At 25.2% G+C, this 24,655-nt stretch carries 33 protein-coding genes and 3 pseudogenes; 8 read left to right on the top strand and 28 right to left on the bottom strand.

Annotated elements, in window-relative coordinates; genetic code table 11:
- Nucleotides 1-162: 162 nt before the first annotated feature.
- Together LEQ07_RS17510 and LEQ07_RS17505 are read right to left on the bottom strand one after the other, a co-directional pair.
- Nucleotides 163-402 carry a hypothetical protein gene (locus tag LEQ07_RS17510; RefSeq protein ID WP_263331672.1) on the bottom strand — a complete coding sequence of 80 codons (240 nt, stop codon included), beginning with the start codon at nucleotides 400-402 and terminating at the stop codon, nucleotides 163-165.
- 79 nt (nucleotides 403-481) lie between these two features.
- A complete protein-coding gene (locus LEQ07_RS17505) occupies nucleotides 482-685 on the bottom strand; it encodes a hypothetical protein (RefSeq protein WP_021431235.1) in 204 nt (67 codons plus the stop codon).
- Nucleotides 686-872: 187 nt separating this feature from the next.
- On the opposite strand from LEQ07_RS17505, the gene LEQ07_RS17500 reads away from it, so the two are divergent.
- Nucleotides 873-1,136 (top strand): hypothetical protein, encoded by a 264-nt coding sequence (locus LEQ07_RS17500; protein ID WP_046822332.1) that lies wholly within the window; start codon nucleotides 873-875, stop codon nucleotides 1,134-1,136.
- Nucleotides 1,137-1,146: 10 nt separating this feature from the next.
- Here the strand turns inward: LEQ07_RS17500 and trmB are convergent, their stop codons facing one another.
- The 4 genes from trmB to LEQ07_RS17480 all read right to left on the bottom strand — a co-directional run bounded on the left by trmB (nucleotide 1,147) and on the right by LEQ07_RS17480 (nucleotide 3,421).
- Nucleotides 1,147-1,788, bottom strand: a complete 642-nt coding sequence (gene trmB, locus LEQ07_RS17495; RefSeq protein WP_025161916.1) for a tRNA (guanosine(46)-N7)-methyltransferase TrmB — start codon at nucleotides 1,786-1,788, stop codon at nucleotides 1,147-1,149.
- A gap of 71 nt (nucleotides 1,789-1,859) precedes the next feature.
- Complete coding sequence (locus LEQ07_RS17490; RefSeq protein ID WP_021431238.1) at nucleotides 1,860-1,988, bottom strand: hypothetical protein; 129 nt, start codon at nucleotides 1,986-1,988, stop codon at nucleotides 1,860-1,862.
- A gap of 339 nt (nucleotides 1,989-2,327) precedes the next feature.
- Complete coding sequence (locus tag LEQ07_RS17485; protein ID WP_263331671.1) at nucleotides 2,328-2,807, bottom strand: MSCRAMM family adhesin SdrC; 480 nt, start codon at nucleotides 2,805-2,807, stop codon at nucleotides 2,328-2,330.
- A gap of 56 nt (nucleotides 2,808-2,863) precedes the next feature.
- Nucleotides 2,864-3,421, bottom strand: a complete 558-nt coding sequence (locus LEQ07_RS17480) for a leucine-rich repeat domain-containing protein (protein WP_263331670.1) — start codon at nucleotides 3,419-3,421, stop codon at nucleotides 2,864-2,866.
- 157 nt (nucleotides 3,422-3,578) lie between these two features.
- Between LEQ07_RS17480 and LEQ07_RS17475 the strand changes: the two genes are divergently transcribed.
- Nucleotides 3,579-3,890 (top strand): DUF1540 domain-containing protein, encoded by a 312-nt coding sequence (locus tag LEQ07_RS17475; RefSeq protein WP_263331669.1) that lies wholly within the window; start codon nucleotides 3,579-3,581, stop codon nucleotides 3,888-3,890.
- 24 nt (nucleotides 3,891-3,914) lie between these two features.
- Here the strand turns inward: LEQ07_RS17475 and LEQ07_RS17470 are convergent, their stop codons facing one another.
- Nucleotides 3,915-4,421, bottom strand: coding sequence for a hypothetical protein (locus LEQ07_RS17470; protein WP_263331668.1), 507 nt, complete (start codon nucleotides 4,419-4,421; stop codon nucleotides 3,915-3,917).
- Between the two features lie 279 nt (nucleotides 4,422-4,700).
- Between LEQ07_RS17470 and LEQ07_RS22695 the strand changes: the two are divergent.
- Nucleotides 4,701-5,811 (top strand): annotated as a pseudogene (locus tag LEQ07_RS22695) (tyrosine-type recombinase/integrase).
- A 181-nt stretch (nucleotides 5,812-5,992) separates the two neighbouring features.
- Here LEQ07_RS22695 and LEQ07_RS17450 read toward each other — a convergent pair.
- The 3 genes from LEQ07_RS17450 to LEQ07_RS17445 are packed head-to-tail and all read right to left on the bottom strand — an operon-like array spanning nucleotide 5,993 to nucleotide 7,753.
- Nucleotides 5,993-6,826 carry an alpha/beta fold hydrolase gene (locus LEQ07_RS17450; RefSeq protein WP_263331665.1) on the bottom strand — a complete coding sequence of 278 codons (834 nt, stop codon included), beginning with the start codon at nucleotides 6,824-6,826 and terminating at the stop codon, nucleotides 5,993-5,995.
- 49 nt (nucleotides 6,827-6,875) lie between these two features.
- Nucleotides 6,876-7,151, bottom strand: a complete 276-nt coding sequence (locus tag LEQ07_RS22125) for a magnesium transporter CorA family protein (RefSeq protein ID WP_332843319.1) — start codon at nucleotides 7,149-7,151, stop codon at nucleotides 6,876-6,878.
- A 5-nt stretch (nucleotides 7,152-7,156) separates the two neighbouring features.
- A complete protein-coding gene (locus LEQ07_RS17445) occupies nucleotides 7,157-7,753 on the bottom strand; it encodes a CorA family divalent cation transporter (RefSeq protein ID WP_332843318.1) in 597 nt (198 codons plus the stop codon).
- Between the two features lie 468 nt (nucleotides 7,754-8,221).
- Here LEQ07_RS17445 and LEQ07_RS17440 point away from each other — a divergent pair, with 468 nt between their 5' ends.
- Complete coding sequence (locus LEQ07_RS17440) at nucleotides 8,222-9,460, top strand: aminopeptidase (RefSeq protein WP_263331664.1); 1,239 nt, start codon at nucleotides 8,222-8,224, stop codon at nucleotides 9,458-9,460.
- Nucleotides 9,461-9,505: 45 nt separating this feature from the next.
- Here the strand turns inward: LEQ07_RS17440 and LEQ07_RS17435 are convergent, their stop codons facing one another.
- The 9 genes and pseudogenes from LEQ07_RS17435 to LEQ07_RS17410 form a co-directional block, all read right to left on the bottom strand.
- Nucleotides 9,506-10,345, bottom strand: coding sequence for a 4-hydroxy-3-methylbut-2-enyl diphosphate reductase (locus LEQ07_RS17435; protein ID WP_025161909.1), 840 nt, complete (start codon nucleotides 10,343-10,345; stop codon nucleotides 9,506-9,508).
- A 10-nt stretch (nucleotides 10,346-10,355) separates the two neighbouring features.
- Nucleotides 10,356-10,955, bottom strand: a complete 600-nt coding sequence (locus tag LEQ07_RS17430; protein WP_046823875.1) for a lysophospholipid acyltransferase family protein — start codon at nucleotides 10,953-10,955, stop codon at nucleotides 10,356-10,358.
- 22 nt (nucleotides 10,956-10,977) lie between these two features.
- Nucleotides 10,978-11,625: a (d)CMP kinase gene (gene cmk / locus LEQ07_RS17425; RefSeq protein ID WP_025161907.1), complete on the bottom strand. Its 648-nt coding sequence runs from the start codon at nucleotides 11,623-11,625 to the stop codon at nucleotides 10,978-10,980.
- An 11-nt stretch (nucleotides 11,626-11,636) separates the two neighbouring features.
- The gene (gene aroH, locus LEQ07_RS17420) at nucleotides 11,637-12,002 is read right to left on the bottom strand and encodes a chorismate mutase (protein ID WP_046823874.1); all 366 of its coding nucleotides are present in this window, start codon (nucleotides 12,000-12,002) and stop codon (nucleotides 11,637-11,639) included.
- The gene (locus LEQ07_RS22120) at nucleotides 12,002-12,217 is read right to left on the bottom strand and encodes an NAD(P)/FAD-dependent oxidoreductase (protein ID WP_332842495.1); all 216 of its coding nucleotides are present in this window, start codon (nucleotides 12,215-12,217) and stop codon (nucleotides 12,002-12,004) included. The genes aroH and LEQ07_RS22120 overlap by 1 nt, the downstream gene beginning before the upstream one ends.
- A gap of 41 nt (nucleotides 12,218-12,258) precedes the next feature.
- A complete protein-coding gene (locus LEQ07_RS22115) occupies nucleotides 12,259-12,387 on the bottom strand; it encodes a hypothetical protein (protein ID WP_332843317.1) in 129 nt (42 codons plus the stop codon).
- Nucleotides 12,375-13,061, bottom strand: a complete 687-nt coding sequence (locus LEQ07_RS17415) for an aminoacetone oxidase family FAD-binding enzyme (protein ID WP_442952439.1) — start codon at nucleotides 13,059-13,061, stop codon at nucleotides 12,375-12,377. The genes LEQ07_RS22115 and LEQ07_RS17415 overlap by 13 nt, the downstream gene beginning before the upstream one ends.
- 38 nt (nucleotides 13,062-13,099) lie before the next feature.
- Nucleotides 13,100-13,204: an FAD-dependent oxidoreductase gene (locus LEQ07_RS23245; RefSeq protein ID WP_332842497.1), complete on the bottom strand. Its 105-nt coding sequence runs from the start codon at nucleotides 13,202-13,204 to the stop codon at nucleotides 13,100-13,102.
- A gap of 12 nt (nucleotides 13,205-13,216) precedes the next feature.
- Nucleotides 13,217-13,860 (bottom strand): annotated as a pseudogene (locus tag LEQ07_RS17410) (histidine phosphatase family protein).
- A 147-nt stretch (nucleotides 13,861-14,007) separates the two neighbouring features.
- Here LEQ07_RS17410 and LEQ07_RS17405 point away from each other — a divergent pair.
- On the top strand, nucleotides 14,008-15,234 hold the full coding sequence (locus LEQ07_RS17405) for a VanW family protein (RefSeq protein ID WP_263331662.1): 1,227 nt from the start codon (nucleotides 14,008-14,010) through the stop codon (nucleotides 15,232-15,234).
- Between the two features lie 18 nt (nucleotides 15,235-15,252).
- On the opposite strand, the gene LEQ07_RS17400 is transcribed toward LEQ07_RS17405, so the two are convergent.
- Nucleotides 15,253-16,149, bottom strand: a complete 897-nt coding sequence (locus LEQ07_RS17400; protein WP_263331661.1) for a glycoside hydrolase family 73 protein — start codon at nucleotides 16,147-16,149, stop codon at nucleotides 15,253-15,255.
- A gap of 144 nt (nucleotides 16,150-16,293) precedes the next feature.
- Between LEQ07_RS17400 and LEQ07_RS17395 the strand changes: the two genes are divergently transcribed.
- Nucleotides 16,294-16,878 (top strand): DUF2284 domain-containing protein, encoded by a 585-nt coding sequence (locus LEQ07_RS17395; RefSeq protein ID WP_263331660.1) that lies wholly within the window; start codon nucleotides 16,294-16,296, stop codon nucleotides 16,876-16,878.
- 68 nt (nucleotides 16,879-16,946) lie between these two features.
- On the top strand, nucleotides 16,947-17,228 hold the full coding sequence (locus LEQ07_RS17390) for a hypothetical protein (RefSeq protein ID WP_052952115.1): 282 nt from the start codon (nucleotides 16,947-16,949) through the stop codon (nucleotides 17,226-17,228).
- Nucleotides 17,229-17,275: 47 nt separating this feature from the next.
- Here the strand turns inward: LEQ07_RS17390 and LEQ07_RS17385 are convergent, their stop codons facing one another.
- The 3 genes from LEQ07_RS17385 to LEQ07_RS17375 all read right to left on the bottom strand — a co-directional run bounded on the left by LEQ07_RS17385 (nucleotide 17,276) and on the right by LEQ07_RS17375 (nucleotide 20,424).
- The gene (locus tag LEQ07_RS17385) at nucleotides 17,276-18,130 is read right to left on the bottom strand and encodes an FUSC family protein (RefSeq protein WP_263331659.1); all 855 of its coding nucleotides are present in this window, start codon (nucleotides 18,128-18,130) and stop codon (nucleotides 17,276-17,278) included.
- Between the two features lie 181 nt (nucleotides 18,131-18,311).
- Entirely contained in the window at nucleotides 18,312-19,112 is an 801-nt protein-coding gene (locus tag LEQ07_RS17380) for a hypothetical protein (protein WP_263331658.1), read from the bottom strand.
- A 250-nt stretch (nucleotides 19,113-19,362) separates the two neighbouring features.
- Complete coding sequence (locus tag LEQ07_RS17375) at nucleotides 19,363-20,424, bottom strand: AI-2E family transporter (RefSeq protein ID WP_332843316.1); 1,062 nt, start codon at nucleotides 20,422-20,424, stop codon at nucleotides 19,363-19,365.
- A gap of 776 nt (nucleotides 20,425-21,200) precedes the next feature.
- On the opposite strand from LEQ07_RS17375, the gene LEQ07_RS17370 reads away from it, so the two are divergent.
- Nucleotides 21,201-21,701: an HdeD family acid-resistance protein gene (locus LEQ07_RS17370; protein WP_046822708.1), complete on the top strand. Its 501-nt coding sequence runs from the start codon at nucleotides 21,201-21,203 to the stop codon at nucleotides 21,699-21,701.
- 33 nt (nucleotides 21,702-21,734) lie between these two features.
- Here the strand turns inward: LEQ07_RS17370 and LEQ07_RS17365 are convergent, their stop codons facing one another.
- From LEQ07_RS17365 to LEQ07_RS17345, 5 genes and pseudogenes are all read right to left on the bottom strand, one after another.
- A complete protein-coding gene (locus tag LEQ07_RS17365) occupies nucleotides 21,735-22,295 on the bottom strand; it encodes a hypothetical protein (protein ID WP_263331657.1) in 561 nt (186 codons plus the stop codon).
- Between the two features lie 148 nt (nucleotides 22,296-22,443).
- A pseudogene (mscL, locus tag LEQ07_RS22690) lies at nucleotides 22,444-22,865 on the bottom strand (large-conductance mechanosensitive channel protein MscL).
- 157 nt (nucleotides 22,866-23,022) lie between these two features.
- Nucleotides 23,023-23,331, bottom strand: coding sequence for a M24 family metallopeptidase (locus LEQ07_RS17355; protein WP_263331656.1), 309 nt, complete (start codon nucleotides 23,329-23,331; stop codon nucleotides 23,023-23,025).
- A gap of 138 nt (nucleotides 23,332-23,469) precedes the next feature.
- The gene (locus LEQ07_RS17350; protein ID WP_263331655.1) at nucleotides 23,470-24,024 is read right to left on the bottom strand and encodes an FtsX-like permease family protein; all 555 of its coding nucleotides are present in this window, start codon (nucleotides 24,022-24,024) and stop codon (nucleotides 23,470-23,472) included.
- Nucleotides 24,025-24,071: 47 nt separating this feature from the next.
- The gene (locus tag LEQ07_RS17345) at nucleotides 24,072-24,554 is read right to left on the bottom strand and encodes a hypothetical protein (RefSeq protein ID WP_263331654.1); all 483 of its coding nucleotides are present in this window, start codon (nucleotides 24,552-24,554) and stop codon (nucleotides 24,072-24,074) included.
- Nucleotides 24,555-24,655 lie beyond the last annotated feature (101 nt).

Here is a 24,655-nt window from a genome sequence, read left to right as displayed (position 1 = left end):
TTCTATTATCTTGAACTGCTTGAAGAAAACTTTGTATTTAACTCTTTTTATTACCTATGAAACTTGAATAATATTTAAATAAAATAAATATAGCTGGAATAATAAAAAATAATTTAGATCCTATAAATCCAATTAAAGTTGTTAGTATAACTATAGTCTTATTTATATCTGGTAAATTTTTATTTTTGAGAAAGATTCAAGAATTCCTAAAATTGTTATGGCTATACATAGAGGAAGCAATGTATAACTTGCTAAAACCCCTCCTAAGCCTATTGAATCTATATTGTGGAGAATATTGCCATAAACCGCCATGTACCCGTTTAAATATGCACACATACATGCTATAAGACCTATAATTCCACCGAGTGATTGTGTATACCAATTAAAAAAAGATTTGTCCATAATCATTCCCCCGTAATTTAATAATATCCCTATATAAGATATTATTCACTTAATATTATTTGTATTAACTAAATTTTATTTACCTTAAGGTTTTTAAGGCGTCTTCTAAAAACTTTGTATCGTTATTTCCTTTTTCCTTTTCTATATCTATAAGTTTCTTAGTTAAGTTTTGAGCATTATTTAAGTTATTATTATCTATAGATTCGAAAATTTGTTTTAAAATGAAGTAAGATTCCTCGTCAACAGTGTTAGAATTAAACTTGTTATAATAATATATACACATAATACTCTCCTTTTAATAATTTTTTATATTTATATTATACTTATAATTTTGATATAAAATTCTAAGTTTTTAAAATTATTTTCATTATATTTAAAATCATCTTGTTAAAATTAATTCTTTTGTGTATACTTTTTGTATGTTTATTTATTAAATTATTATTTATAATCGAGGAAAAGGGAGTCTAACTATGTTAAATACTATTGAGATTATACTTAAAATTTTATTTTTCATTTTGTCTTTTATATGGGCTGGAAAGATTATGATTTTAAGAAGTGATAAGCAAATAGTTATAAATCCATTACTTATTTCTATATCAGCGATTTTAGCTTTACTACCCGATGCAATATTTGGAATTAACCTTCAATTTGTTAATATAACATTATATTTCATATACGTAGTTATAATTTTATTCGGACTTTATTGTATGAAAAGAAAAAATGGAGTTTTTTAACTCCATTTTTTTATCGTTTAATACCTTCAACTCTATATATTTTCATGCCATAAGACATAAACTTATCTTCATATTCAGTTGTTACATTACCTTCAAATTCGCTATTAGCTAAATCTAAAGTTATATTTTTAAGTTTTAAATCAGCTTCTGAAAACTCATTTAAACTAAATTCAAACAGTTTTTCATTATCTGTTTTGAAGTGAATTTCACCATTTGAATTTAATATAGTTTTATAATTCTCTAAAAATCCTCTATATGTTAATCTTCTTTTGTTCCATCTTTTTTTAGGCCATGGATCACAAAAGTTTACATAAACTCTAGAAAGTTCATTTTCCTCGAAATAAGTTAAGATGTTATTTACATCTCCCCATACAAACTTTATGTTAGTTAAGTTGTTTTCAACAGCCTTCTCAACTGCTTTTAATAAAACCTCTTCTTTTATTTCCATAGCTATATAATTGATCTCTGGGTTTTGTTTTGCTAAAGTTGTTATAAATTGACCTCTTCCTGTACCAAATTCAACGTGTATAGGGTTTGAATTTCCAAACTTTTCATTCCACTTTCCTTTGAAGTTTATATCTTCACCTTTTATAACATATTCTTCAAAACTTAATAATCTAATGTCGGCGCCTTTTTTCTTACGTCTTCTCATGATTTACTCCTATTTTATTTATTCAAAATTAAAGAGCATTGGAAGCCCAATACTCTTTAATTAGTTATTAATTAATTTCCGCAGCCAGAACATCCGCCGCCGCATCCACCGTCAGCTTGATTTTCTGGTGCAACTCTAAATCCATAACCAGTATCTTCTATAACTATATCTCCATAGTTATTGTAATCTTCTGTACTCATTATAAAGTTTAAACCTTCTACTTCGTAGTTTAGGTCATCTCCACCTTGCTCATCCAGAGCAAGTCCAAATGATGGACCACCTCATCCTACTCCTGCAAAATAAACTCTTATATTTTTAGGTCTATCTTGACTGTCAGCTAAAATATCTTTTAATGTTTTTACAGCTGTATCTGCAACTTTAACTTTCATTTTAATACATCCTTTCAATTTTATTACATAAATTTATATAAAAACAAATTTATATATATATTATACCCATATAGAGTATATAATCAAACTTTTTTCTTAAATTTTTAAACTTTTTTGCAAAATTAAAAAGAGTAGTAACTTAATACTACTCTAATGATCAATATGCTCTATTGACGAATTTATAATAAAACTTCCATTTTCTTCTATATTTAGGACAACTACACTAGGCGAAGTATACATATAGTCAGATAAAACCGGAAATAAAATCGTATACTTTCCTGTTTGAATATTATTAAATAAATACTTACCATTAATATCAATAGGCGAATAAAATATGTCCCCGTATTCATTAATAAGCGTAACAACCTTATCCCTAAATGGGTAAGCTTCATATGATTTTAAATTTGCTAATTTCTCCTCTGGCTTTATATATCCAAATACCTTTGATAAACTAAAATCTGGATTAGAACTATTCACTTGAGATTCTTTAGATTTTAAGTAAATTGGTTGAATTAAAGTACCGCTTAAGATTCTTGGAAAACTAGTTGTATCTTCTTTATAAAAATCAGCCTTTAATATACAATTAGATTTTATATTATTTATAACTATCTCTGATATGGAATACAACATAGATGGTCTTTCATTTGTATGAATACTATTATATTTACCATTGACCTGTATATTATCTAAAAAACAATAGAATTAAGATCCCATACTATATTAGAAGAAAAAAATAGTGATTTTTCCATATCGATTTCAATTGGATCAAGTATTATGCACTGATCAGTTGCTAAAATGGTAGTATTTCTAAAGTTGGGTTTGTTAAATTCTGATAAATTAGATATTCTGTTGTTATCTAAATTTACAGTTCTCAGTTCGGTATTGTTAATGTTTGGTATAGATTTTATATTATTACTGTCTAATCCTAATCTTTTGAGCTTTTTTAAGTTTTTTATAAAGCTAATATCTTCAACTTTATTTTCATTTAACTCCAATTCTTCTAACTTTATGAGCTTTGATAATGGAGAAGCATCAGAAATATTGTTTTTGTTTAAGTTTATATATATAGCATTTATAGCAAACTCTATCCCTTTTATATCCTTTATATTATTACCTGATAAATCTATTTCCGTTAATCCTTTTAAAAATTCTTTTGTTATATCTGAAATATGAACATTAAATTGCCTTGATAAAGCTAGTTTCAAGCTATTGCTTATATATGGATGTTGATTATTCTTTTCCAATGTCTATCATTCCTTTATATAGTAGTCACAATATAATATATGGTTATTTATTGGTACATGACACTAAATATCTATCTTTAAAATAGTACTTATTTTTATCAATTTTTTATTGCTTTTTTGTACATACTAATAATAAATACTTATTTTATAAGGAGTGATGTTATTATGTCAAATAAATTGTAGTGCTATCACATGTAGTTATAATATACACGGAAATTGCCATAGCGGAGCAATTAAAGTTGATGGAGCTCAACCAAATAACCTAAAAGACGTTCACTGTACATCATTTGTAAGTGTACATAAAAACTTAAAAAGTGATATTCAAGGTGAATGTGAGCATATTGTATGTAATGCTATTGATTGTATTCATAATAAAAATTCAGAATGTAGTTGCTATAATATATTCGTATCAGGAAATGATGCTAAAAATTTCAAACAAACTAACTGTTGTAGTTTCATATCTAAATAAAAAATAGGCGAGTTAAATTCTCGCCTATTTTTTATTTAGATATGAAACTTGTAATTTAACCCATGCTAAAGTTTGATCTCCAGAAGCTTTACTAAAGTAATAATTTTCTAAGTATTCATTTCTATCTGACATCGACTGAGTCTGTAAGAACAGGGTTAAAAATGATAAAGACATACTGTAATAATTTAATGTATTTAAAAGTCCAAGTGAAAATGGATTTTTTTCTTCATCTCCACTTTTTTCTTTATGATAGTCAGACAGGTTTATCCTAAGTTCTCTTATTTGTGTTTTTATATATAGGGCTTCTTTTAAAAGGTTCTTTGTATCCTTTTTATTAATAACAGAATTAAGTGAGTTGGAAGCTAAAATTTCAACTTGATTTCCTATGCTAGTTAATTCATTTATATATTCATCTTCTACTGAACTGGTATTGTTAGGTACATTTGGCATGTATATATTTGCATATGAATTAATATTACTAAATACAATTATTGTAATAAAAGCAACTATTGATACTAGTATTTTTTTCATAATAAAACTCCTTTAAAATCTTATTTTTATATTATTCGCTTTAAAGTTAGTATTACTTTTAAATAACTCAATTATTCATTTATCATTATGTAATTACCTATAAAAACAATATAGACATAAAATATATAGTTTTATGTCAAAAAAATAAAACCTAGTTATTTCAATGTATATATCGATTAAATACATTGTTATGTCAGTTTTATGTCAGATATTTAAATGTTTTTTATTTTGTTTTTATGTTACAATATATACTATAATGTTTCTTATTGGAGGATAAAGATGAGCTTTGCATTTATAAGAAAAAGAAGTAAAAATTACATAGTATATTTAGAATATAAAGACCCATCAAGCAATAAAAAATTCAAAAATATGGGTTCATACGATAAAAAAAGAGATGCTTCCAAGAAGCTAACAGAGATAAAAGATAGCATATATAACGAAGATTTATTACTTCCAAACGCTATGACTTTTGAGATATTCTTAAAAGATTTTTTAGAAAAATATAAGATAAATTTATCGATAACAACCTATAATTGTTACACAAGAATATGCAATAAATATATAATTCCCATGCTAGGAAAATATAAAATTGAAGATCTTCGCCCAATACATATACAAAATTACATAGATGACTTAGTTGGAATTTTAAGTCCACAGACAATAAAAATACATATAAATATATTAAAACTTGCTACAAAAAAAGCCTATAGATTAAAGTTAATAAGAGAAAATATTGTAGAATATGTAGAAGTTCCTAAGGTTAAAAAATTCAAAAATAACATATATAATAAGCAAGACATGCAAAAACTATTAGAAAATGTACAGGAACTTCTTTAGAATTACCTATTTTTATAGCCAGCGGATTAGGTCTTAGAATATCAGAAATACTAGGTCTAACATGGAATAATTTAGATTTTAATAATAATTCTGTTACAGTAGAAAAGATAACTGTAAGAAATAACGGGGAAGTAATTTTAAAAGATCCTAAGACAGAAAGTTCTATAAGAACAATTTCCGCTCCAACAGAGCTTATGAATAAGTTGAAAAATTTCAAAAAGAACAAATCGAATTGAAGCTTCAAGGCAAAATAAAAAACGAAAAAAACTTATTGTTCTTTGATAAAAACGAAAATCCTATAGCTCAAGATGTGTTAAGCAAAAAATTTAGCAGATTTTTAAGTGAAAATAATTTGGAACATATACGATTCCATGATTTACGTCACTCTCATGTTACGCTTTTAATAAACTCAAAAGTTCCTATAAGAGTTATTTCTGAAAGAGTCGGACATTCAAATATAAATACAACCTTGAATATTTACTCTCATGTGCTCAAAGAAATGGATAAAGAAGCTAGCGATAAAATATCAGAAGCTTTATTTAATTTAGGATAAAATAGCGAAAAAACAGACCTTTATACTTAGGATATAAGAGGCCTGTTTTTTATTTTTATATATTTGTATTGTATTAAAACATCAGCTTCTTAAAATCTAAATAAAAGCTTTTATCTAAATTTGAATTTATAAAATCGAAATATAGTTTAAAATAATAATATTATGTAAACTAATATCTCTTTTAAATAAATACAGATACAAAATCTTTTATAATATTTATTAATTTTGATGAATCCTCTATGTAAGGAGTATGTCTTCCATTTATAGTTTTGATTATGCTATTTTTAAATTCAAAACTTTCGTGATGATCTATTCCTACTGCATAGTCTTCACTTCCCGTTATTATTAAAGTCGGAATTTTTATGCTCTTAGTTAAATAGGTATAATCTAGAAAATAGTTTTTATTTTCAAATGCAAGCTCAGACATTTTCGTGTTTAAAATTTCTTTATCTAAAATTTCTAACTTTTCATAGTTACTTATACTTTTGAATTGAAGCATATAGTACAAATTATACCTCACTAAATTAAATACTACTTTTTTCCAAATGTATATTAAGTTTTGTAAGTTTGTATCACAATCAATCTGATTTACACCTAAAAGATTACACCCTTCTTTTATTTGGCTTTTTAACGCTTCTTTAAAATCTAGGGTGCAGTTTATTAATATTATACCTTTTAGATTTTCTTCATATCTACTTGCATACGAAGTTGCTATAATTCCCCCGAATGAATGTGCAATTATTATAAATTTTTGTATGTTAAGCTTCACTCTAACCTCTTCTATATCTTCAACTAATCTATCGATAGAATAGTTTGAATTATAATCTCCTTCAGATCTTCCGCAACCTCTTTGATCTAAATACGCTATATTGAATATACTATGCATATAGATACCACAAAATTTTTCGAAATCTTTACTCCAAGCACCAGGGCCTCCATGTACATATATGCAATCTATACCCTCTCCTACCCTATTCACATAAAGGTTTATATTGTCATTAGTTTTTAAATACATAATTTCCTCCAGTTATTTAATGTATTTACATTATATCAAAATTCAAATACTAAAGCATTTTTTTAGATTTAAATATAATTATACCTAATGCCATTATTAAGAACATAAATCCTATTGTGAAATAATATCCAAAACGCCATTGAAGAAAAGGCATAAAACTAAAGTTCATTCCGTATATACCTGTTATTATAGTAAGGGGAGCTGAAATAGCAGTAAGTAATGTTAGTTTAGTTATTAAATTATTAGTTTTTTCAGCTACTTGGGAAGAATATATATCTAATAGCTTATCTGCTAACTCTCTTGTGGAAATAGCGAAATTATACAACTTATCTATCCCGAAATCAATACTTTGTAAGTTTTCAAGGTTATGTTTTTTATATCTGAATATGTTAAATATCGTATGTTTTCTTTTAGTATTCTATCTCCTATATAAAGTAATGGCCTAGTATTCTTAACTACAGTTCTAGTTAAATTTCTAATATCACTAATTTCATGAAAATATTGATCTCTAACCCCTTGAAGCATTTTATCTTCCAGCTCCAATATCATATCTTCTAATTTTTCTAAGCTTTCGAAACTATTTACTATTATTTCTTTAAAAATTAAATAATTTATTTTAAATAGTGCTACAATTGGATTTTCATCTACTTTAAAATTGTCTTTCATCATTTTTAAAATGTACTTATATATGAACGTATCTTTATCACTTACAACAAGAATGTAATTATCAGCTAAGTATATATTTATTTCACTTATAATAGCTTTACTATTTTTAAGTTCAAATATATTCAGACTTAAAAAATCGTAATTATCAAATAAATCTAATCGTATGCTATCATCAAAATCTAAACAATCTTTAAATGTTATTTCATCTATATCTAAAATAGATTTTATTTTATTTAGTTCGTAAGCTGTTGATAATATCAAGTAACATTCATTGCTATCATAAAAATCATCCTTAAATTGATTTAATGATTATGTGTATTTAAATTAAGTATATTCATTCACTTCACTCCAAACCTGTTATAAATATATTATGTATATAAATTAAATATTAATTCATTGCATAAATACTTTATTTATTATCTATAATTTAGTAATGGTAGTTTTAGCCTTGCAGAACATTTGTTCTATAATGCCAAAACTAAAACCATCAATTTATTGCAAATATAAGCTATTTTAAAATATATATTAATGTAATTAGTTGATATATATTAATTTTAGTTTTTAAAGGCATTTAAATTGAATTTTATGCACTTTAAATAAAACCTCATAAAATTTGTTCAATATAATAATATTATGTAAACTTTTTCGAAAATAAATAAAATTCAAATCATTAAAGATGTTTTATTATTATATAATTTAATTAATAAATATGTGATATTGGAGGTTACTATGGAATTCAAAATTAAATTAAAAAAATACGCTGAGTTAGCAGTAAAAGTTGGGGTAAATCTTCAAAGAGGACAAACGCTTCTTTTAAGAGCTCCTATATCTTGTACAGATTTTGCTAGAGAAATAGTAAATGCTGCTTATGATTTAGGTGCTAGAGATGTTGAAATTGAATGGAGCGATGAAGAAAGTTCTTTGATAAAATATATAAAAGCTCCAGAAGACATTTTTGATGAATTTCCTAAATGGAAAATAGAAAAATACAATTCATTATTAGACAAAGGAGTATGTATTATAAATATAGACTCTTCTAACCCTACTATATTTAAAGATGTAGATCCTATAAGAATGCAAAAAGCTAGTAAAGCATCTAGTGAAAGTATACCGTTATGGAGAGATGCTATTATATCAGATAAAATTAAGTGGACTATTGTATCTGCACCTAATAAAGAATGGGCATCTAAAGTATTCCCCGAGTTAGATAAAAATGAAGCTATAGATAAATTGTGGGATTATATATTTAAGTGTACTAGAGTAGATACTGATAATCCTACTGATAATCCTATATCATCTTGGAAAAATCACAATTCTAAATTAGCTGAAAAAGTTATGTTTTTAAATAATCATAGATTCAAATCTTTACACTTTAAATCTTCTAAAACTGATTTACATATAGATTTGCCTGAAGGACACATATGGGCTGGAGGTTCAAGTGTAGATCCAAATGGTATAGAATTTACAGCAAATATCCCAACAGAAGAAGTATACACTCTACCTCATAAATTTAAAGTTAATGGTGTTGTTTCTAATACAAAACCATTTATATACAATGGAACTATAATAGATAAATTCACATTAACATTTAAAGATGGTAAAGTTGTTGATTACAATGCAGAGGTAGGTTATGAGTCATTAAAATCATTATTAGAATTAGATAATGGATCTTGTTATTTAGGTGAAGTTGCGTTAGTTGAAAATAACTCACCTATATCTAATACTGGAATAGTTTATTATACTACTTTATATGATGAAAATGCATCTTGTCACTTAGCTTTAGGCTCTGCATATAAAACAAGTATAGAAAATGGTAGCGAGATATCAAAAGAGGATATGGATAAATACGGTGTAAATGATAGTATAACTCATGATGATTTTATGATAGGTTGTAGTGATATGAATATATTTGGTTTAACTAAGGATGGTAAAGAAATCCAAATATTTAAAAATGGAAATTGGGCATAGCATAATAAAAAGGGATATATTTATATATCCCTTTTTACAAAGTTTTTACAAAGCTTTAATATAACTTATAACTTCTTCAATTATCCAATCAGGAGTAGACGCTCCTGCTGTTAATCCCACTTTTTTAAACCCTTTAAAATCTTCTGGATTCAATTCATTTACTGTTTCTATAGCTAATGTAGGAACATATTCCTGACATATTTGAACTAGTTTTTGAGTATTAGAACTATGCTTACCTCCAACTACTACCATCATATCAACATCCGATGATATTTCTTTAGCAGCCTCTTGTCTAACTTTAGTAGCAGAGCATATAGTATTATTGAATATTACATTATCAAGTTTATTAGATAAAGCTTCTAATATTTTATTATATAAATCAATATTAATTGTAGTTTGAGCAACTACACAATATTTTTTATTTTTATCTAAACTTATATTTTCTAAGTCTTCTAAAGTTTTTATTATTATAGCTTCATTATTACACCATCCGTTAATTCCTATAACTTCAGGATGTTTCGCATCGCCTATAACAATTATATCAAACCCTTGAGAATAATGTTTTTTAGCTACCTCATGAATTTTTTTTACAAAAGGGCAAGTTGTATCAATTACATTAAGACCTTTTTCTTTTGACTCTGTATATACAATCTCACCTACACCATGACTTCTAATGATCATGCTCTTTGATGTAGGAACTTCTCTTACTTCATCAATAGTTTTTAATCCATTTTCTTCATATTTTAAAACCGCTTGTTTATTATGAATTAATGGACCAAGAGCATATATGCCGTCTTCGCTTTTTTGAAGTTCATCCCAAGCCATCTTCATAGCTCTTTTGACTCCAAAGCAAAATCCAGCATTTTTGGCTATTTTAACTTCCATATTGATCCCCCTATTTTGCATTCTTATAATAATTTTCTTTTATTACATCTAGTACATTTTGAGATAATCTTTGGTAATCGTCACTTGTTAACTTTTCTTTATAATAATCTTCAAATGAGATAGGTTTATCTATGTATATTGTAACTCTATTAAATAGTCTATAGTTAGTTATTATAGACATAGGTATTACTAAAGACTTTCCTTTTACAGCAAACATACCTAGACCTGCCTTAGCTTCTAAAAACCCAACATCCTTACTTCTAGTACCTTCAGGAAACATTCCTATGCATCCATCATTTCTAAGGATTTTTAAAATACTTTTTACCGTAGATGCAGTTGGATTTTCTCTATCTACAGGAATAACATTTATTTTATTTAATATATATCCTAAAGGTTTCACTTTAAACAATTCTTTTTTAGCAACAGCTGTAATAGGTCTATTTTTGTGCATACATGCAGCTAAAAAAATCGGGTCTAAATTTGACTTATGATTTGCAGCAATTATTATAGAACCTTTTTGAGGTATATTTTCAATTCCTTCAACTCTAAATTTAAAAAACACGCGTGAGAATACATTTAAAACACCTGTTACAAAGTTATAAAATTTCACATTAATCTCCCTTCAATTTGACTTACTTTATTTTATCTATAACTGATTCAACTACTTTATCTATACTTTTTCCTGTAGTATCAATTTCAATTGCATCGTTAGCTTTAACTAAAGGTGCGAATTCTCTATTAGAATCAATTTCGTCTCTTCTTATTACATCATTAATAACTTCTTCTAAAGTAGTATTATATCCTTTTTTTATAAGTTCTTTATATCTTCTTTCTCCTCTTTCTTTTGAAGAAGCAACTAAGAAAAACTTATAGTCAGCATTTGGGAAAACATATGATCCGATATCTCTTCCATCTAAGATAACAGAACTTTTATTACCAATATCTCTTTGAACATCAACCATTAAATGTCTAACATCTTTTATTTGTGCTACATTAGATACGTTATGACTAACTTCAGGAGTTCTAATTTCCTCTTTTAAAATCTTTCCGTCAAGATAGATATTATTATCTTTAAAATCTATATCACTTTTTTTTGCAATTTCAATTACTTCATTTTCATTATTAATATCTATTCCACTTTGAAGCACTTTATATGTTATAGCTCTATACATTGCTCCTGTATCTATATAATTTATATTCATTTTATCAGCTACTATTTTTGCTATTGTACTTTTCCCTGCACCTGCTGGTCCATCTACTGCTATTACTAAATTTTTCATATTACTCACTCCTATTCAACTATGTCTGGTCTTAAATTTTTAGCATTATTTAGATATATATGTTTAATCTCAGACTTTGACTTTTCACTATTTATATTTACCATAACTCTAATACATTTTCTGAGACTACCTTGAATATACTTTTCTTCAAAATTAAGTAAAGGTGTGTCACAAATATTTAATAAATCTCTTACAGCTACAGATGGGTATACTGTATCTAAATCACTAGTCATCGTAAAGACCATACTTATAATATCCTCTTCTAATATATCATTTTCTTTTATTATGTTTTCTATTAGTACTTTAGTTTCATTTAATATTTCTTCTATGGAGTTTTCATTAACTGTTGTCGCTCCTCTAACTGCTAATACTTTCATTAATAATCACTTCCTGCTAAATACCCTGTTGAAAAAGCTATTTGAAGATTATATCCGCCAGTCTCAGCATCTACATCTATAACCTCTCCAGCAAAGAATAAATTTTTAATTATTTTAGATTCTAAATTAGATGAATTTATTTCCTTTACACTAACTCCGCCACTAGTTACCATCGCAGCTTTAATTGTTAGCATCTCAGAAACAGTTAATTTCATACACTTTATATATTCAATAATTTTTAATTCATCTTCTTTTTTTAATTCATTAGGTTTTTATCACTTAAATTAAGTAAAGTTAATATTTCTTTTAAAAAGTTTTGTGGTAATATACTTTTTAAATTTGTTAGTATATTTTTATTTGGATTTTCTCTTATTATCTTTGACAATTCATCACTTGAAGTTTTTTGTAAAAGTCTATTGTAATTTCAATAGGATTATTATCAAGGGCTTTATTTATATATGAAGAAAATTTTAGTACTGCAGGTCCTGATATTCCAAAATGCGTAAATATCATGTCACCTTGAGTTTCAATTTTTTTCTTTTTAATTTTAGTACTTATGCAAACATCTTTCATAGCTACACCTTGTAAATTTTTCACAAAACTCTCTTGTGTAACTAAAGGGATTAATGCTGGATATAGAGGTTTTATTTCATGTCCATATTTTTTTAAAATTTCAAACATAGACCCATCAGAACCTGTTGCTGGATAACTTTTACCCCCAGTAGTTACAATTAATTTATCGCAACTAATTTTTTCTCCTTTATTAGTTACAACTCCTTTAGCTTCACCATCTTCTATAACTAAGTCACAAACAGTTGTATTATATATTATTTCAACATTATTTTTTAAAAGATTATTTAACAACACATTTATAACATCATCAGCTTTGTCTGATTTAGTATATACTTTTTCATCATATTCAACTTTATACTCTAAATTATTGTCTTTAAAATATTCTAATAGATTATAGTTTGAGAATGTATAAAAAGAACTATATAAAAACTTTTTATTATTAACTATCTTGTCAAAAAAGTCTTCTATATTTCTATTATTAGTTATGTTACATCTTCCACCGCCTGTAAGTTTAAGCTTTTTTCCTATTTCATTGTTTTTTCTATTAGAATTACCTCATTTTGTTTTGAAGCTGATATTGCGGCCATTATGCCAGCCGGTCCACCTCCAACAACTATAACTTTTGCCATATTTCTATCTCCTTACTCAAGTGCTGAGTTGTTTATTTTTCATTGTTTTTGATATGAGTAGTATCATTCATTTTTATTATAACTGGTCCATAATCTCTGTATTCAACTATATTTAAAGCAGTATTGTCTTGCTTAATTCTATATATATTTTCCATACCTGAATTTAAGAAAGATAAAAGCATAACCCTAACAGTTACAGAGTGAGTTACAAGTAATATGTGTTTATTATCATATTTATTATTAAGTTCATTTATAAAATTATCTACTCTATCTTTTATTATATGTAAAGTTTCTCCTTCAGGAATTTCAACTAAATGTGGTTCATTTCTCCATGTATTATATATATCTGCATAATTCATTTTTATTTCATCTATTAATAAACCTTCCCATTTACCAAATCCCATTTCTCTAAGAGCTGGCGTTTCACAAACGCTTAGTCCTAAACCGTCTCCAAGTATATTAGCAGTTTGAACAGCTCTGCCTAAATCGCTTGAAAATATATAGTCTATTTTATGATTTTTAGCTAAACTATCAGCAAGCTCAGTAGCTTGTTCTATTCCTTTCTCTGTTAAATCTGAATTCCCATGTCCTTGCGTTTTACCTAATATATTCCAATTAGTTTGTCCATGTCTTACTATATAAAAAGTATTTGCCATAAGTAGCCTCCTATATTTATATATCTTTATTTTTAACGTTCATCAAAATTTTATTATATCATAATTTGACAAATTAAAAACTTAAACATACAAATATTCATTTAAGGACAATATATATATGAATAATAATAAAGGAGTTTTTAAAATATGAAATCCAAATATCAATATTTAATTATTATAATATTTATATCTTGTTTATTGCTTGGAATAGGGATTAATAAATCAGAAATTGATACTTCATCTAAAATATATAAAAATATATATGTAGAAGATATTGATATTTCATACTTAACATCTGAGGAAGCACTAAATTTGGTTGAATCTAAATATAAGGAAAAGCCAATTAAATTAATCTATGGAGATAAGACTTATGTTATAAATCCATCAGATATAAATTTGAAATTTAATAAAGATAAAGCTATTAAAGAAGCTTATTTTTTTACTAGAAATGATGACATATTGGTAAACCTAAAAAGAAAATCAAATTTAAGATTTAAAGACAAATATGTTGTAAAATTAATTAGTACCTATGATGAAGTTAAGTTAAGTAAACTAATTAATGATATCTGCAAAGAAATAGATATAAAAGAAGTTAATGCTACTATAGCTGTAAATGATGATGGTTCTATTAAAAGGACTGCATCTAAGCATGGTAAGAAAGTTGATAAAATTAAGTTAAAAGAATCTATATATACTATGATAACAAGTAAGAACATAAAAGATTTAAAAATTCCAGTAAATACTGTTGATCCTAAAGTAACCACAGAAAATGTTAATTCTATAAATACAGTACTAGGTCAATTCAGTACTACTTTTAACTATACGACTTCTAGAGGGAATAATATAAATGTTGCAGCAAGCAGTACCAGCGATAAATTGATAATGCCTCATAAAGAGTTTTCATATAATAATTCTACAGGCGCTAGAACATGGCATAACGGATATAAAACAGCTAAGGTTATAGTTGGTGGCAAATATGTAAATGGCGAAGGTGGTGGAGTATGTCAAGTATCTACCACAATATATAACGCTGCATTACTTTCAGGAATGAATATATCAGAAGTTCATAATCATACATTTGTATCAAAATATGCACCTGCAGGTCGAGATGCTGCGGTATCTTATGGGTATACAGATTTTAAATTTGAAAATCCGCTTATGCATCCTGTTTATATTAAAAATACAGTAAATAAAGGAGTTATTACATCTAAAATTTATGGATGTGATAAAGACAGAGAAAGACTTTACCTTATAACAAAAAGCAATTATGAGGAAGATAAAGTTAAGGTAGATACTTATAGAGTATATTTAGATGAAGAAGGAAATATCCTTAGAGAAGAACTTATAAATAAAAACACATACAAAAAGAAATAAGAGAATAGAACATTTGTTCTATTCTCTTATTTCTTGAACATAACTATCGATTAATTGTAAGTTGTATTGTTGAATTATCTCTATTAATAAGTTTTTATATGTTAAATTTCCACTTTCATCTGAAACAGTACTATACCCAGCACTTTGAAGTTCTTCTGCTTGTTCTATATAAGTAGCTTTAGTAAGAACTTCTTTATATCTAGGGTTTTCACTTAAAAATTTTGCATGATCTTGTATAGATTCTGATTTTGTTTTATAAACCCTAAATTTATCTGTGATTACTTGATCGTAATATTCACTAGTCTCTATATTAACATACTCACCTTTCCACGCATTATTTGCTTTTATTCCAAATAAATTATTATACTTAGAAGATAGTTCAGATTTCCCCCAATTAGACTCAAGTATAGATTGAGCTATAGTAATAGATGGTAAAATTTTGTACTTATTATAATTATAGATAGCACTATTTTTTACAGAGTCTATAAATGTCATATATTTTCCATCTGGGTTTAGTCTAGATGGTTTTAACCCAAAATATTTTAAATCACTTACATAGTCATGAGTTCTCTTAACTTCTTTAGAACTAAATTCAAGCTTCTTTAAGACATCATCTAAATTTAAAATTTTGTATTTTTCTCCATCTTTAATTATGAATAAATTAGCAATATTTTTTATTTCATCATTACTCACATCTTTAAAATTATTTTTATTTTGTACCCCTATTATACTTGCTACATACTGCCAATTAACTTGAGCTTTTGAACTACTCACTTCGTCACTACATTTTATAAATTGATTGACATCTATTTCGTTTTTATTAATTTCTTTTAAAGTAAATACATTTACAGACCAAACAAAAGATAAAACAAATAATAATGCAATCCCACTCAATATAAACAATTTTCTCCTCAAAAGACACCTCCAACTGCTATAAAATCACAAAACATACAAATAATTATACCACTTTTTGTATATTTTTACTGTAACAATGTTGTAAGATGTGTAATGATATAATAATATTATAGTATTAGTAAAAATATATATAGGAGTGTTACTATGATTACACTAAATTTTAAAAAAGATGGAAATGATATAAAACTAAAAGCAAATATATGTAAAAATAATATTTTAGAAAATTATATGAATTTTAACTATTTCACAGGCCTTTGTAAAGATGGATGTCCTCACTATAATTTAAGTTATACATGTCCTCCAAACAGTCCAAAATTCACTGACTACACAAAACATTACGAGTACTCTTTAGTTTTAGCAATGTATATGGATGTTGATGATAACAATTCAATAGAAAATGTGCATCCGTATCTAAGAAAAGTGTTATCTGATTTACTTATACCATTAGAGGAAATATTTAATGGACTTTTATCAGATGGTGGACGTTGTAGATATTGTGAAAGATGTACATATATAGATAACATGCCTTGTAGATATCCTGATAAAATGCGTTTTAGCATGGAAGCTATGGGAATTGATTTAGACAAAGTGTGTAAAGATATTTTAAATCATTCGATTTTATGGAGTAAAAATAGTGACTCTAATTACTGTACAGTACTTGGATCTATAAACTTCAACGGAAGTTTTAATGAAAACGACTTTAAACAAGCTATTCTAAAACTTTTATAATCCTAATAAAATTAGCTTACTTTGGAGAAACTTAATTATGATAATACTATTAATTTTGGAGGTAAGCTATGGACAATATGAGTGAAATGAGAAATAGACTGAATAGTGGTAATTATAATTTAAAACTTGAAATAGGCGAAGATACTTATTTTAAAACATATAATAATGTTAATGAGAATTCCGCTGAAGATGTTGTAAGAAATTACTTAAGAAGTAATGCAGATGACGCAGAGTTTAGTGATTTAGAAATAAAACACAATAGAAATAGACATACAGTAAGTGTTTGTGCAAAGTTAAGTTATAATAACACTAGACATACGGATTACTCAAAACGAAATAAATTAATGTAAAAAAAAGAAATTAGTAAATCATTCGATTTACTAATTTCTTTTTTATCTTATGCATATACCTTAATAACATCTGAGTTTTCAATTATATAAAGTAGATTTTTACATATTACTTTATGATCTCTATCATTTGTAGTTTCAATGTCTTCGATTATTAAATCCTTAGCTTCTTCTAACTGTGCTAAATTATAGTATATAGGCATTTCATTATTTCTTTTGAATTTTAAATGTATGCAATACATACTATTAATTAATAATCTCTTTTTATTTAAAACTTCATATTGATTTTTATGATTTACTAAGTTATTCATGGATACTAACTTATCTTCTAGTAAGTTAGCTATTAATAGAAGATTTTTTACTTTATGAATATTTCCATCTCCATCAACTGATAGTTGAACTTCTATTTCCATTTCTTTAATTACATTTCTATACATATCTATTAGTACTTCATATGCAGTATTTGCATTATATGGTAATATTAATTTGTTTATAATTAAGGCTATAATAATACCTAATACAATAAATGCAACCCTATTTATAATAAATACATCAGGTGAAGTGAGCATGCTAACAGAACCTATAGCTGATATTGTAATACATATCATTTCATACTTATAATCTATTTCTTTTGCATAACCACTTATATATCCAGTGAAAATTATAATAATTGCCCTTATAGTCGAATCTTTAAATATTGAAAATAATATAAATACTGATATACATCCTAAAATAGTTCCAAATAGTCTTTTTTTAGTTTTAATTATTCCGTCTTCAGTATACGGTTGTATAACAGAAAATATAGTATATAATATCCATCTACCTTCTTTTAAGTTGAAATAATCCATTACAAATCCACCCAATGAAATTCCTATAGCAACTTTTGTAGCATAAGTAAACTTCATAGATTTTGTACTTATATGATCTTTATAAATATAAGATTTTTTGAAATTATATGGAATCTCTAAATTATCATATATATTTTCTTCACTAATATTATTTTTATATTCAATTTAAATAAAAAATATATATTTTCCATTGCATCGTAAAATTCATATAACTCTGTACTAATTGAATTTTTAAAATTTATTTTTTTTGATTTATATCTTTATTTAAATGACACTTTAAATTATTTAATTCATAACTAATCATTGATAAATCTTCACTATCATACAAGCTTGTATTTTGTCTATAATCATCTAGCATAGCATTTATTCTTTCAAAATTAAAAACTATGTTAAAAACATTAGATCCATTACCAGTCAAGAAGAAACCTTTTTTTCTATTATCATAAATAATAGTTTTTATTTTTCGCATTGAATTATTTATTTTTAAATCCAAAGATTCACTATAGTCATTTTGATTTTTTAAATATTCAGCTTTTTGGGCTATATAAATACCTAAATCCATTAATACTTTATCACTAGTTTTTTCTAATTTATTTTTATTAACTAATATTTGTGAAATCATTATGATTAAAGCCCCAGCAGCTAAAGATGTTAGTCTTAAAGGTAGTTGATCTAAGCTAACAGGTGCTCCAATCATAAATAAATATAACAATCCAAATGCTACATCCAAATGACTTCTTAAATTATAACTAAATAGGTATGCTACTATAAACATAGCTACTAAATTACAAACAATTCCTAAAAATATATTTTGAACAGCTAAAAATGAAAATACTCCTAAAAATAAATTGATTCCTACCAATTTAAATGTATTTTTAATTGGAGATATAGCTAAGTTTCGTTGTAGAAGCATTAGCAACATAGTTATAACTATAACCCCAATTAAAGAATTTTCTTTTCCAAATATAGAAATAAAAATATTTATGAATGCAAATATAATTATAAACAGTAATGTTTTAGGTAAAATCTGCTTTTTCATAAACCCTCCTTTTCGAATTATATTTTTTATTTTTACGATAATATTAATTTTATCAGATTTATTATTTTATTCAAATTAAGTAAAATTCGAAACCACACGTACTTTTAACTTAAATAGATAATTTTATTTAATTACCTATCATACATTAATCATTAAGATTTCTATAAAAAACTATTCCCCAACAAACGTTTTGAATAAAAATTATAAAAATAAAAAACTACCCAAATTTAAATCTGGGTAGTTTTTTATTTTACTTTTTAAAATAATCTTTCGTATTAACAGGTAGACCTTTTTTATCTAGTTTTTCCTCTATTACTTCTTTAATAATTGAGTAAATTATAGCAAATAAAGGAACTCCTATAATCATTCCTACTAAACCTAGGAATTTTCCTGCCACTAATAGTGAAAATAAAATCCAAAATGCTGAAATACCTATAGAATCACCTAATATTTTAGGTCCTATAATATTTCCATCTAATTGTTGAATAACTATAATTATTAGCATAAACCATAATGCTTTTATTGGTGATACGAATAGAATTATTATAGTTGCAGGTATAGCTCCAAAGAAAGGTCCAAAAAATGGTATTATATTTGTTATGCCTATTATTACTGATATAAGCAGTACATATGGCATTTTGAATATAGTAAGTACTATGAAAGTAAGTACTCCTATTATAGCAGAATCTATTATTTTTCCACTCAAGAATTTTCCAAATGTATCATTACTTCTATCAACTAGTTGTAATATTCTTTTAGAATGTTTTTCATTAAATACTGCACACACTACTTTTCGTCCTAACGCACAAAACTTTTCTTTGTCTATAAGTAAATAAATAGATATTATAACTCCTAGAACTATATTCCATACACTAGATGCTACTATTCCTAAAGCTTGTCCCACAACTGGAAGTAATTCCGCAGCAATACTTATAAAATAGTTTATAAAGTCAGTAAGTTTTGTAACCGCTATATCTAAATATTCCTTATCTATATTCAAATCTTTTGTATATTTAGTTAAAAGATCTGATAAATTAGTTAAATATGTAGGTATATCATTGACAAGTCCAAGCATACTTTCTACTAATTGAGGTAATACAAATTGAACAAATAAAGCTAATAAAATAAATGCTGCTATATAAGTAATTAAAAGACCTAGAGCTCTTTTACTTTTAGGCTTTAATTTATTTAATTTGTTTTTATTAAATATTCGCTCTTCCACAAATACTAATATAAAATTCAATAGATAAGCTATAACAGCCCCTATTATAAATGGTTGAAGCGTAGATATAATACTACTTATTTTCCCCATAAATACACTTGTATCACTCGCAATGCGATAAAAATAATACTACAGCAAATAACTATAAACGAATACACAGATATAGTAGTATATTTACTGTTCCAATTTACTTTCATTTTTACCTCCTAATATAATATATAAACTTATATCTTTAATATAAGCATTAAATAGCATTAAGTGTCAATAGATTATAGTATAAATTCATATAAAATTCTATTTGACTTGCAAAATTTTACTTAGAATAAATTTAATATTTTAAGCTTAAAATAACTACATACTTAAAATAAAGGAGATTTAAAAATGTCTAAGAAAACTAAAACTGAATTTAATAATCAATGGGCAACTTCTTTGAATGATTTAACAAGCAAGTCAGAATCTATACAAAAAATGAAAACAATAATCAATGGACTTCAACTTTAAAAAATTCTTCAGAAGCTTATTTAAAAGATTTATCTTCTAGAAAACATAAAAATAATTTTTTTTTACTTTTAGATAAAAATGACTATGTCACCTTAGATATAGCCATTTTTATATTTTTGTTATTAAGATTAAATTTTATGTATTTTAAATAAGTAAATTTACATTATTCAATATTATTTATTTAATTTGATAAATACACCCGATAATAGTGTTTTTTATTTTTTAAAATGAATATACATAATTTTACTTATTCATTTTAACTTTAAATATATTTTTTTAAAAATTTTAGAATTATTTAACTTTAGTTTAGTATGTTTAATTTAATATTTTCTTAGGGTATATATATGTTCGAGGAGATGGTACATATGGAAAATAAAAGAAAACTAGAAACAACACTAATATTGGAAGGAATTCTATTTGGTATAATAGGTATATTATTTTTTATAAATCCAATAGAATCTTTTTTTAGCTTTACAACTGTATCCGGAATATTACTAATTATAGCCGGAATATTTACAATAATAAGAGCCTTTAAAACTACTGAAAAAGCATATTATGTATTTAGTGGAATTATAAATATACTATTTGGTTTAATAGTATGGTTATCCCCTATATCAACTACAGAAACTTTAATATTATTTTATGGAATATGGGCAGTTGTAAGAGGTATATACCTATTAATAATATCAATAAAAAGAAAAAAAATTGGGTTCAATTTAAATACTTTATATAACGTATTACTTGTAATTCTTGGAATATTAATTCTTGTAAATCCTATAGTAACACTATTTGCAACTCCATACATAATAGGTATTTATTTTATAATATCTGCTATATGTGAAATATGTTTAGGATTTGAAGTTTAAAAAAGGTGAACATTTAATAGTTCACCTTTTTCATTACTTATTATTTTCACTAGAATTTATAATGTTTTCTATCATATCTAGTTGTTGCTTAGATGCATTTATTTTTATCTTTAATTTATCCAGTTTAGCTTGCATAGATTTCTTTACTTTTTCATCATCAGTACTTTCCATTTCATTTAACCCTTTTTGATATATGTTTTCTAATGTATCTATCTTTAATTTCATTTTATCATACACAACCTTAGGATTTTTTTTAAACGCTAAAACCTTTTTTTCGTTAGAAGATAGCATTTTGAAATAAACAAAATAAATCAACATAGTTACACTAATGTTAAATGTCACAAAGTTTCCACTTTGAGTCGTTAAACTTACTAACTCAATACATATAAAGTTAAATAGTAATAATCTACTTAAAGTTTTTTGATTTTCTAATGTTGATTGATCTGTAATCTCTTTATTTCTCATAAAATGATATGGAATTAATACTGTTATTATTGGAGTTAAATATAATATATTAGATTCAAATATAGAATAGATTATACTAAATATTAAAATAAACGATTTTGCCCTTCTTATTGAACTCCCTTGTCTCATTTTACACCACCTCTTTAACCTTTATAATCATGTAACTTTATAAATTGTTTTACACTAAAATAATATTAATATCATATCATATTTTATGCAAAAAATAAATTTAAATTTATAAATAAAAGGATAAAGTTTAACTTTATCCTTTTTAAAATTAATTTTGATTTTGTAATAAATCTTTTATATCTCTAAGTAATAAAACTTCTTCAGAAATTTTTTCAGCTTTTTCTTCCTCAACAGCAATTTCTTCTTTAAGAGTTGCCTTTTTCAGCTTCATTAAGCCCTTTATAAATATAAATATACAAAATGATATTATTATAAAATTAACTGTTGTTTGTATAAAGTTTCCTAAATTTAAAGTTACTGCTGGAGATTTTCCAACAGCTTCTTTTAGTACAATTTTATATTCAGAAAGTTTATACCTCCAGTTAGCATTCCAACTACAGGCATTATAATATCATTTACTAATGATGTAACTATTTTAGAAAATGCACCTCCCACAACAACCCCGACAGCAAGATCTATTACATTTCCTTTAACTGCAAATTCTCTAAATTCATTTAATATCTTTCTCATAAATTGTTCTCCTTTGATTATATAATTACCGATTACCAAAATTAAATACCCTGAGATTTATTGTTTAAAACATAAAACTCACTTTACCTAAGCATAAAAAAGACTTTAAAATGCACTTATATACTTTAATAAATACATTAAAAAGTCTTTTAAAATTTTATCTCATTAAGTTTTCTATATCTTCTATTTCAATAGGTATATCATTTGATAGATTTGTACACCCAAAGTCAGTAATTAGTAAATCATCTTCTAGTCTTATACCAATACCCTCTTCTTCTATATAAAGTCCCGGCTCATTAGTTATCACAGATCCAACCTCACGTTTTGAATCACTTATCCAAACATCATGTGTATCTAATCCTAATGAATGACCAATTGAATGGAAGTAATATTTTTCAATTTCTTCTTTTTTTAATATAAGCCCTATATCTATACATCCCTTTGATAAAGATTTTTTCAATGTCATTTTAATTGATATATTTAATTTAATTATATCAGTTTCTTTTTAAATTTAACTTTAATAACAGTAAAAAAATTCAAAATAAAAACTAACCTAATAATCAGGTTAGCTTTTATTTTGAATTTTTAACTATATTTTTATATCCTATATATGTAGTGTAAAAATATGCAAATATACCACTAGAAAAATAATAGCTGTACTTATCAATGTATATTTAATATCTGGATTATACACTGATTCCATAACGTTATATATAACCTTTATACCTATAATAGAGTGTAAAAACGCAAGTGATATAGGTAGTCCAAAATATATAAGTATCTGAATAAATATAGTTTTATTAATCATCTTTTCATTTGCTCCTAAACGCTCTATAGCTTTATATCTTTCTATGCTATCATTAGCTTCTGATAGTTGTTGGATTGCTAAAATTGCCATACTAGAAATTAAAAATATTATACCTAAGTACATCTCTATAAATAATACAATTGTAACTGCGCCTTTGTTATTTATATATATTTCCTGTTTAGTATCTCCATTTAAAAAACCAGCCTTGTTATAGTCTACTTTACCCTCTCTAAATGAGTCGAGTAATAATCGAAAATTTTTTTCTGACTTTTTCTTATTTTTAGTAAACTGTACATTTAAATTAGATGACTTAGTTTCTGCATTTTGAACTATACTGTCATTAACTATCAATGTTGCAATATTATTAAGATATGGTGAAGATTTAAGAGATTCTTCAATTATGTCTCCATTTTTAATTTTGTATCCTTATTGTATAAGTTAATTTTTTTATTTTTTTCAAACTCTTTATTAAGTATATCTAAAATACTCCTATTATTAGATGTTAGTATAATCTCATTTTCTTTTAGAGATTCAGTATCTTTACCTTTTAATTTTCTAATATTATTGTAATCTGATAGTTTTATCAAATCTATATTATAAAAATCAAATTCGTCACTTAAAATATATTTATTAATTAAATCTTTTTTATTGATTATATCTTTTAATTTTACTCCAGAGTCATATATATCAAAATATACATATTTTTCAGTATCATCAAACTTAAAATTAACAGCATTTAAAGACTCTTCTACGGTTTTTATAGAATCATCACTATATAAAGATATACTTACATCAAAAGGAGTAGAGTCAATTAAAATTTTTTCTGAAGCATTTTTAAAGCCTATACCCGTGGAAAGCATTACTATAGTTAAAAACAGCATTAAGCATATAACTGAAATAGATAAAAAATTAGTGTTAATTTTACTATTTAATTGTTTAATTATAAATATATTTAAATTTTAAAAATTAAAAATAACTTCAG

The organism is Paraclostridium sp. AKS73 (genome assembly GCF_025671395.1).
GTDB classification, from domain to species: Bacteria; Bacillota; Clostridia; order Peptostreptococcales; family Peptostreptococcaceae; genus Paraclostridium; species Paraclostridium benzoelyticum.
The sequence above is the reverse complement of the archived record's forward strand: the minus strand, read 5'-3'. Positions and strand labels throughout refer to the sequence as shown.

Coding starts and splice junctions, on each gene's coding strand:
- LEQ07_RS17435 (WP_025161909.1), bottom strand. CDS start 10,345: ATGGAAGTTAAAATAGCCAAAAATGCTGGATTTTGCTTTGGAGTCAAA.
- trmB (WP_025161916.1), bottom strand. CDS start 1,788: ATGAGAAGACGTAAGAAAAAAGGCGCCGACATTAGATTATTAAGTTTT.
- cmk (WP_025161907.1), bottom strand. CDS start 11,625: ATGAAAAATTTAGTAATAGCAGTAGATGGACCAGCAGGTGCAGGGAAA.
- LEQ07_RS17380 (WP_263331658.1), bottom strand. CDS start 19,112: ATGAAAAAGCAGATTTTACCTAAAACATTACTGTTTATAATTATATTT.
- LEQ07_RS17485 (WP_263331671.1), bottom strand. CDS start 2,807: ATGTTGTATTCCATATCAGAGATAGTTATAAATAATATAAAATCTAAT.
- LEQ07_RS17355 (WP_263331656.1), bottom strand. CDS start 23,331: ATGACATTGAAAAAATCTTTATCAAAGGGATGTATAGATATAGGGCTT.
- LEQ07_RS17385 (WP_263331659.1), bottom strand. CDS start 18,130: ATGAAGTTTACTTATGCTACAAAAGTTGCTATAGGAATTTCATTGGGT.
- LEQ07_RS17440 (WP_263331664.1), top strand. CDS start 8,222: ATGGAATTCAAAATTAAATTAAAAAAATACGCTGAGTTAGCAGTAAAA.
- LEQ07_RS17510 (WP_263331672.1), bottom strand. CDS start 402: ATGGACAAATCTTTTTTTAATTGGTATACACAATCACTCGGTGGAATT.
- LEQ07_RS17375 (WP_332843316.1), bottom strand. CDS start 20,424: ATGGGGAAAATAAGTAGTATTATATCTACGCTTCAACCATTTATAATA.
- LEQ07_RS17475 (WP_263331669.1), top strand. CDS start 3,579: ATGTTATTATGTCAAATAAATTGTAGTGCTATCACATGTAGTTATAAT.
- LEQ07_RS22120 (WP_332842495.1), bottom strand. CDS start 12,217: ATGAAATTAACTGTTTCTGAGATGCTAACAATTAAAGCTGCGATGGTA.
- LEQ07_RS17490 (WP_021431238.1), bottom strand. CDS start 1,988: ATGAGTACAGAAGATTACAATAACTATGGAGATATAGTTATAGAAGAT.
- LEQ07_RS17405 (WP_263331662.1), top strand. CDS start 14,008: ATGAAATCCAAATATCAATATTTAATTATTATAATATTTATATCTTGT.
- LEQ07_RS17365 (WP_263331657.1), bottom strand. CDS start 22,295: ATGAGACAAGGGAGTTCAATAAGAAGGGCAAAATCGTTTATTTTAATA.
- LEQ07_RS17390 (WP_052952115.1), top strand. CDS start 16,947: ATGGACAATATGAGTGAAATGAGAAATAGACTGAATAGTGGTAATTAT.
- LEQ07_RS17470 (WP_263331668.1), bottom strand. CDS start 4,421: ATGAAAAAAATACTAGTATCAATAGTTGCTTTTATTACAATAATTGTA.
- LEQ07_RS17345 (WP_263331654.1), bottom strand. CDS start 24,554: ATGCTGTTTTTAACTATAGTAATGCTTTCCACGGGTATAGGCTTTAAA.
- LEQ07_RS23245 (WP_332842497.1), bottom strand. CDS start 13,204: ATGGCAAAAGTTATAGTTGTTGGAGGTGGACCGGCTGGCATAATGGCC.
- LEQ07_RS17450 (WP_263331665.1), bottom strand. CDS start 6,826: ATGTATTTAAAAACTAATGACAATATAAACCTTTATGTGAATAGGGTA.
- LEQ07_RS17505 (WP_021431235.1), bottom strand. CDS start 685: ATGTGTATATATTATTATAACAAGTTTAATTCTAACACTGTTGACGAG.
- LEQ07_RS17500 (WP_046822332.1), top strand. CDS start 873: ATGTTAAATACTATTGAGATTATACTTAAAATTTTATTTTTCATTTTG.
- LEQ07_RS17370 (WP_046822708.1), top strand. CDS start 21,201: ATGGAAAATAAAAGAAAACTAGAAACAACACTAATATTGGAAGGAATT.
- aroH (WP_046823874.1), bottom strand. CDS start 12,002: ATGAAAGTATTAGCAGTTAGAGGAGCGACAACAGTTAATGAAAACTCC.
- LEQ07_RS17395 (WP_263331660.1), top strand. CDS start 16,294: ATGATTACACTAAATTTTAAAAAAGATGGAAATGATATAAAACTAAAA.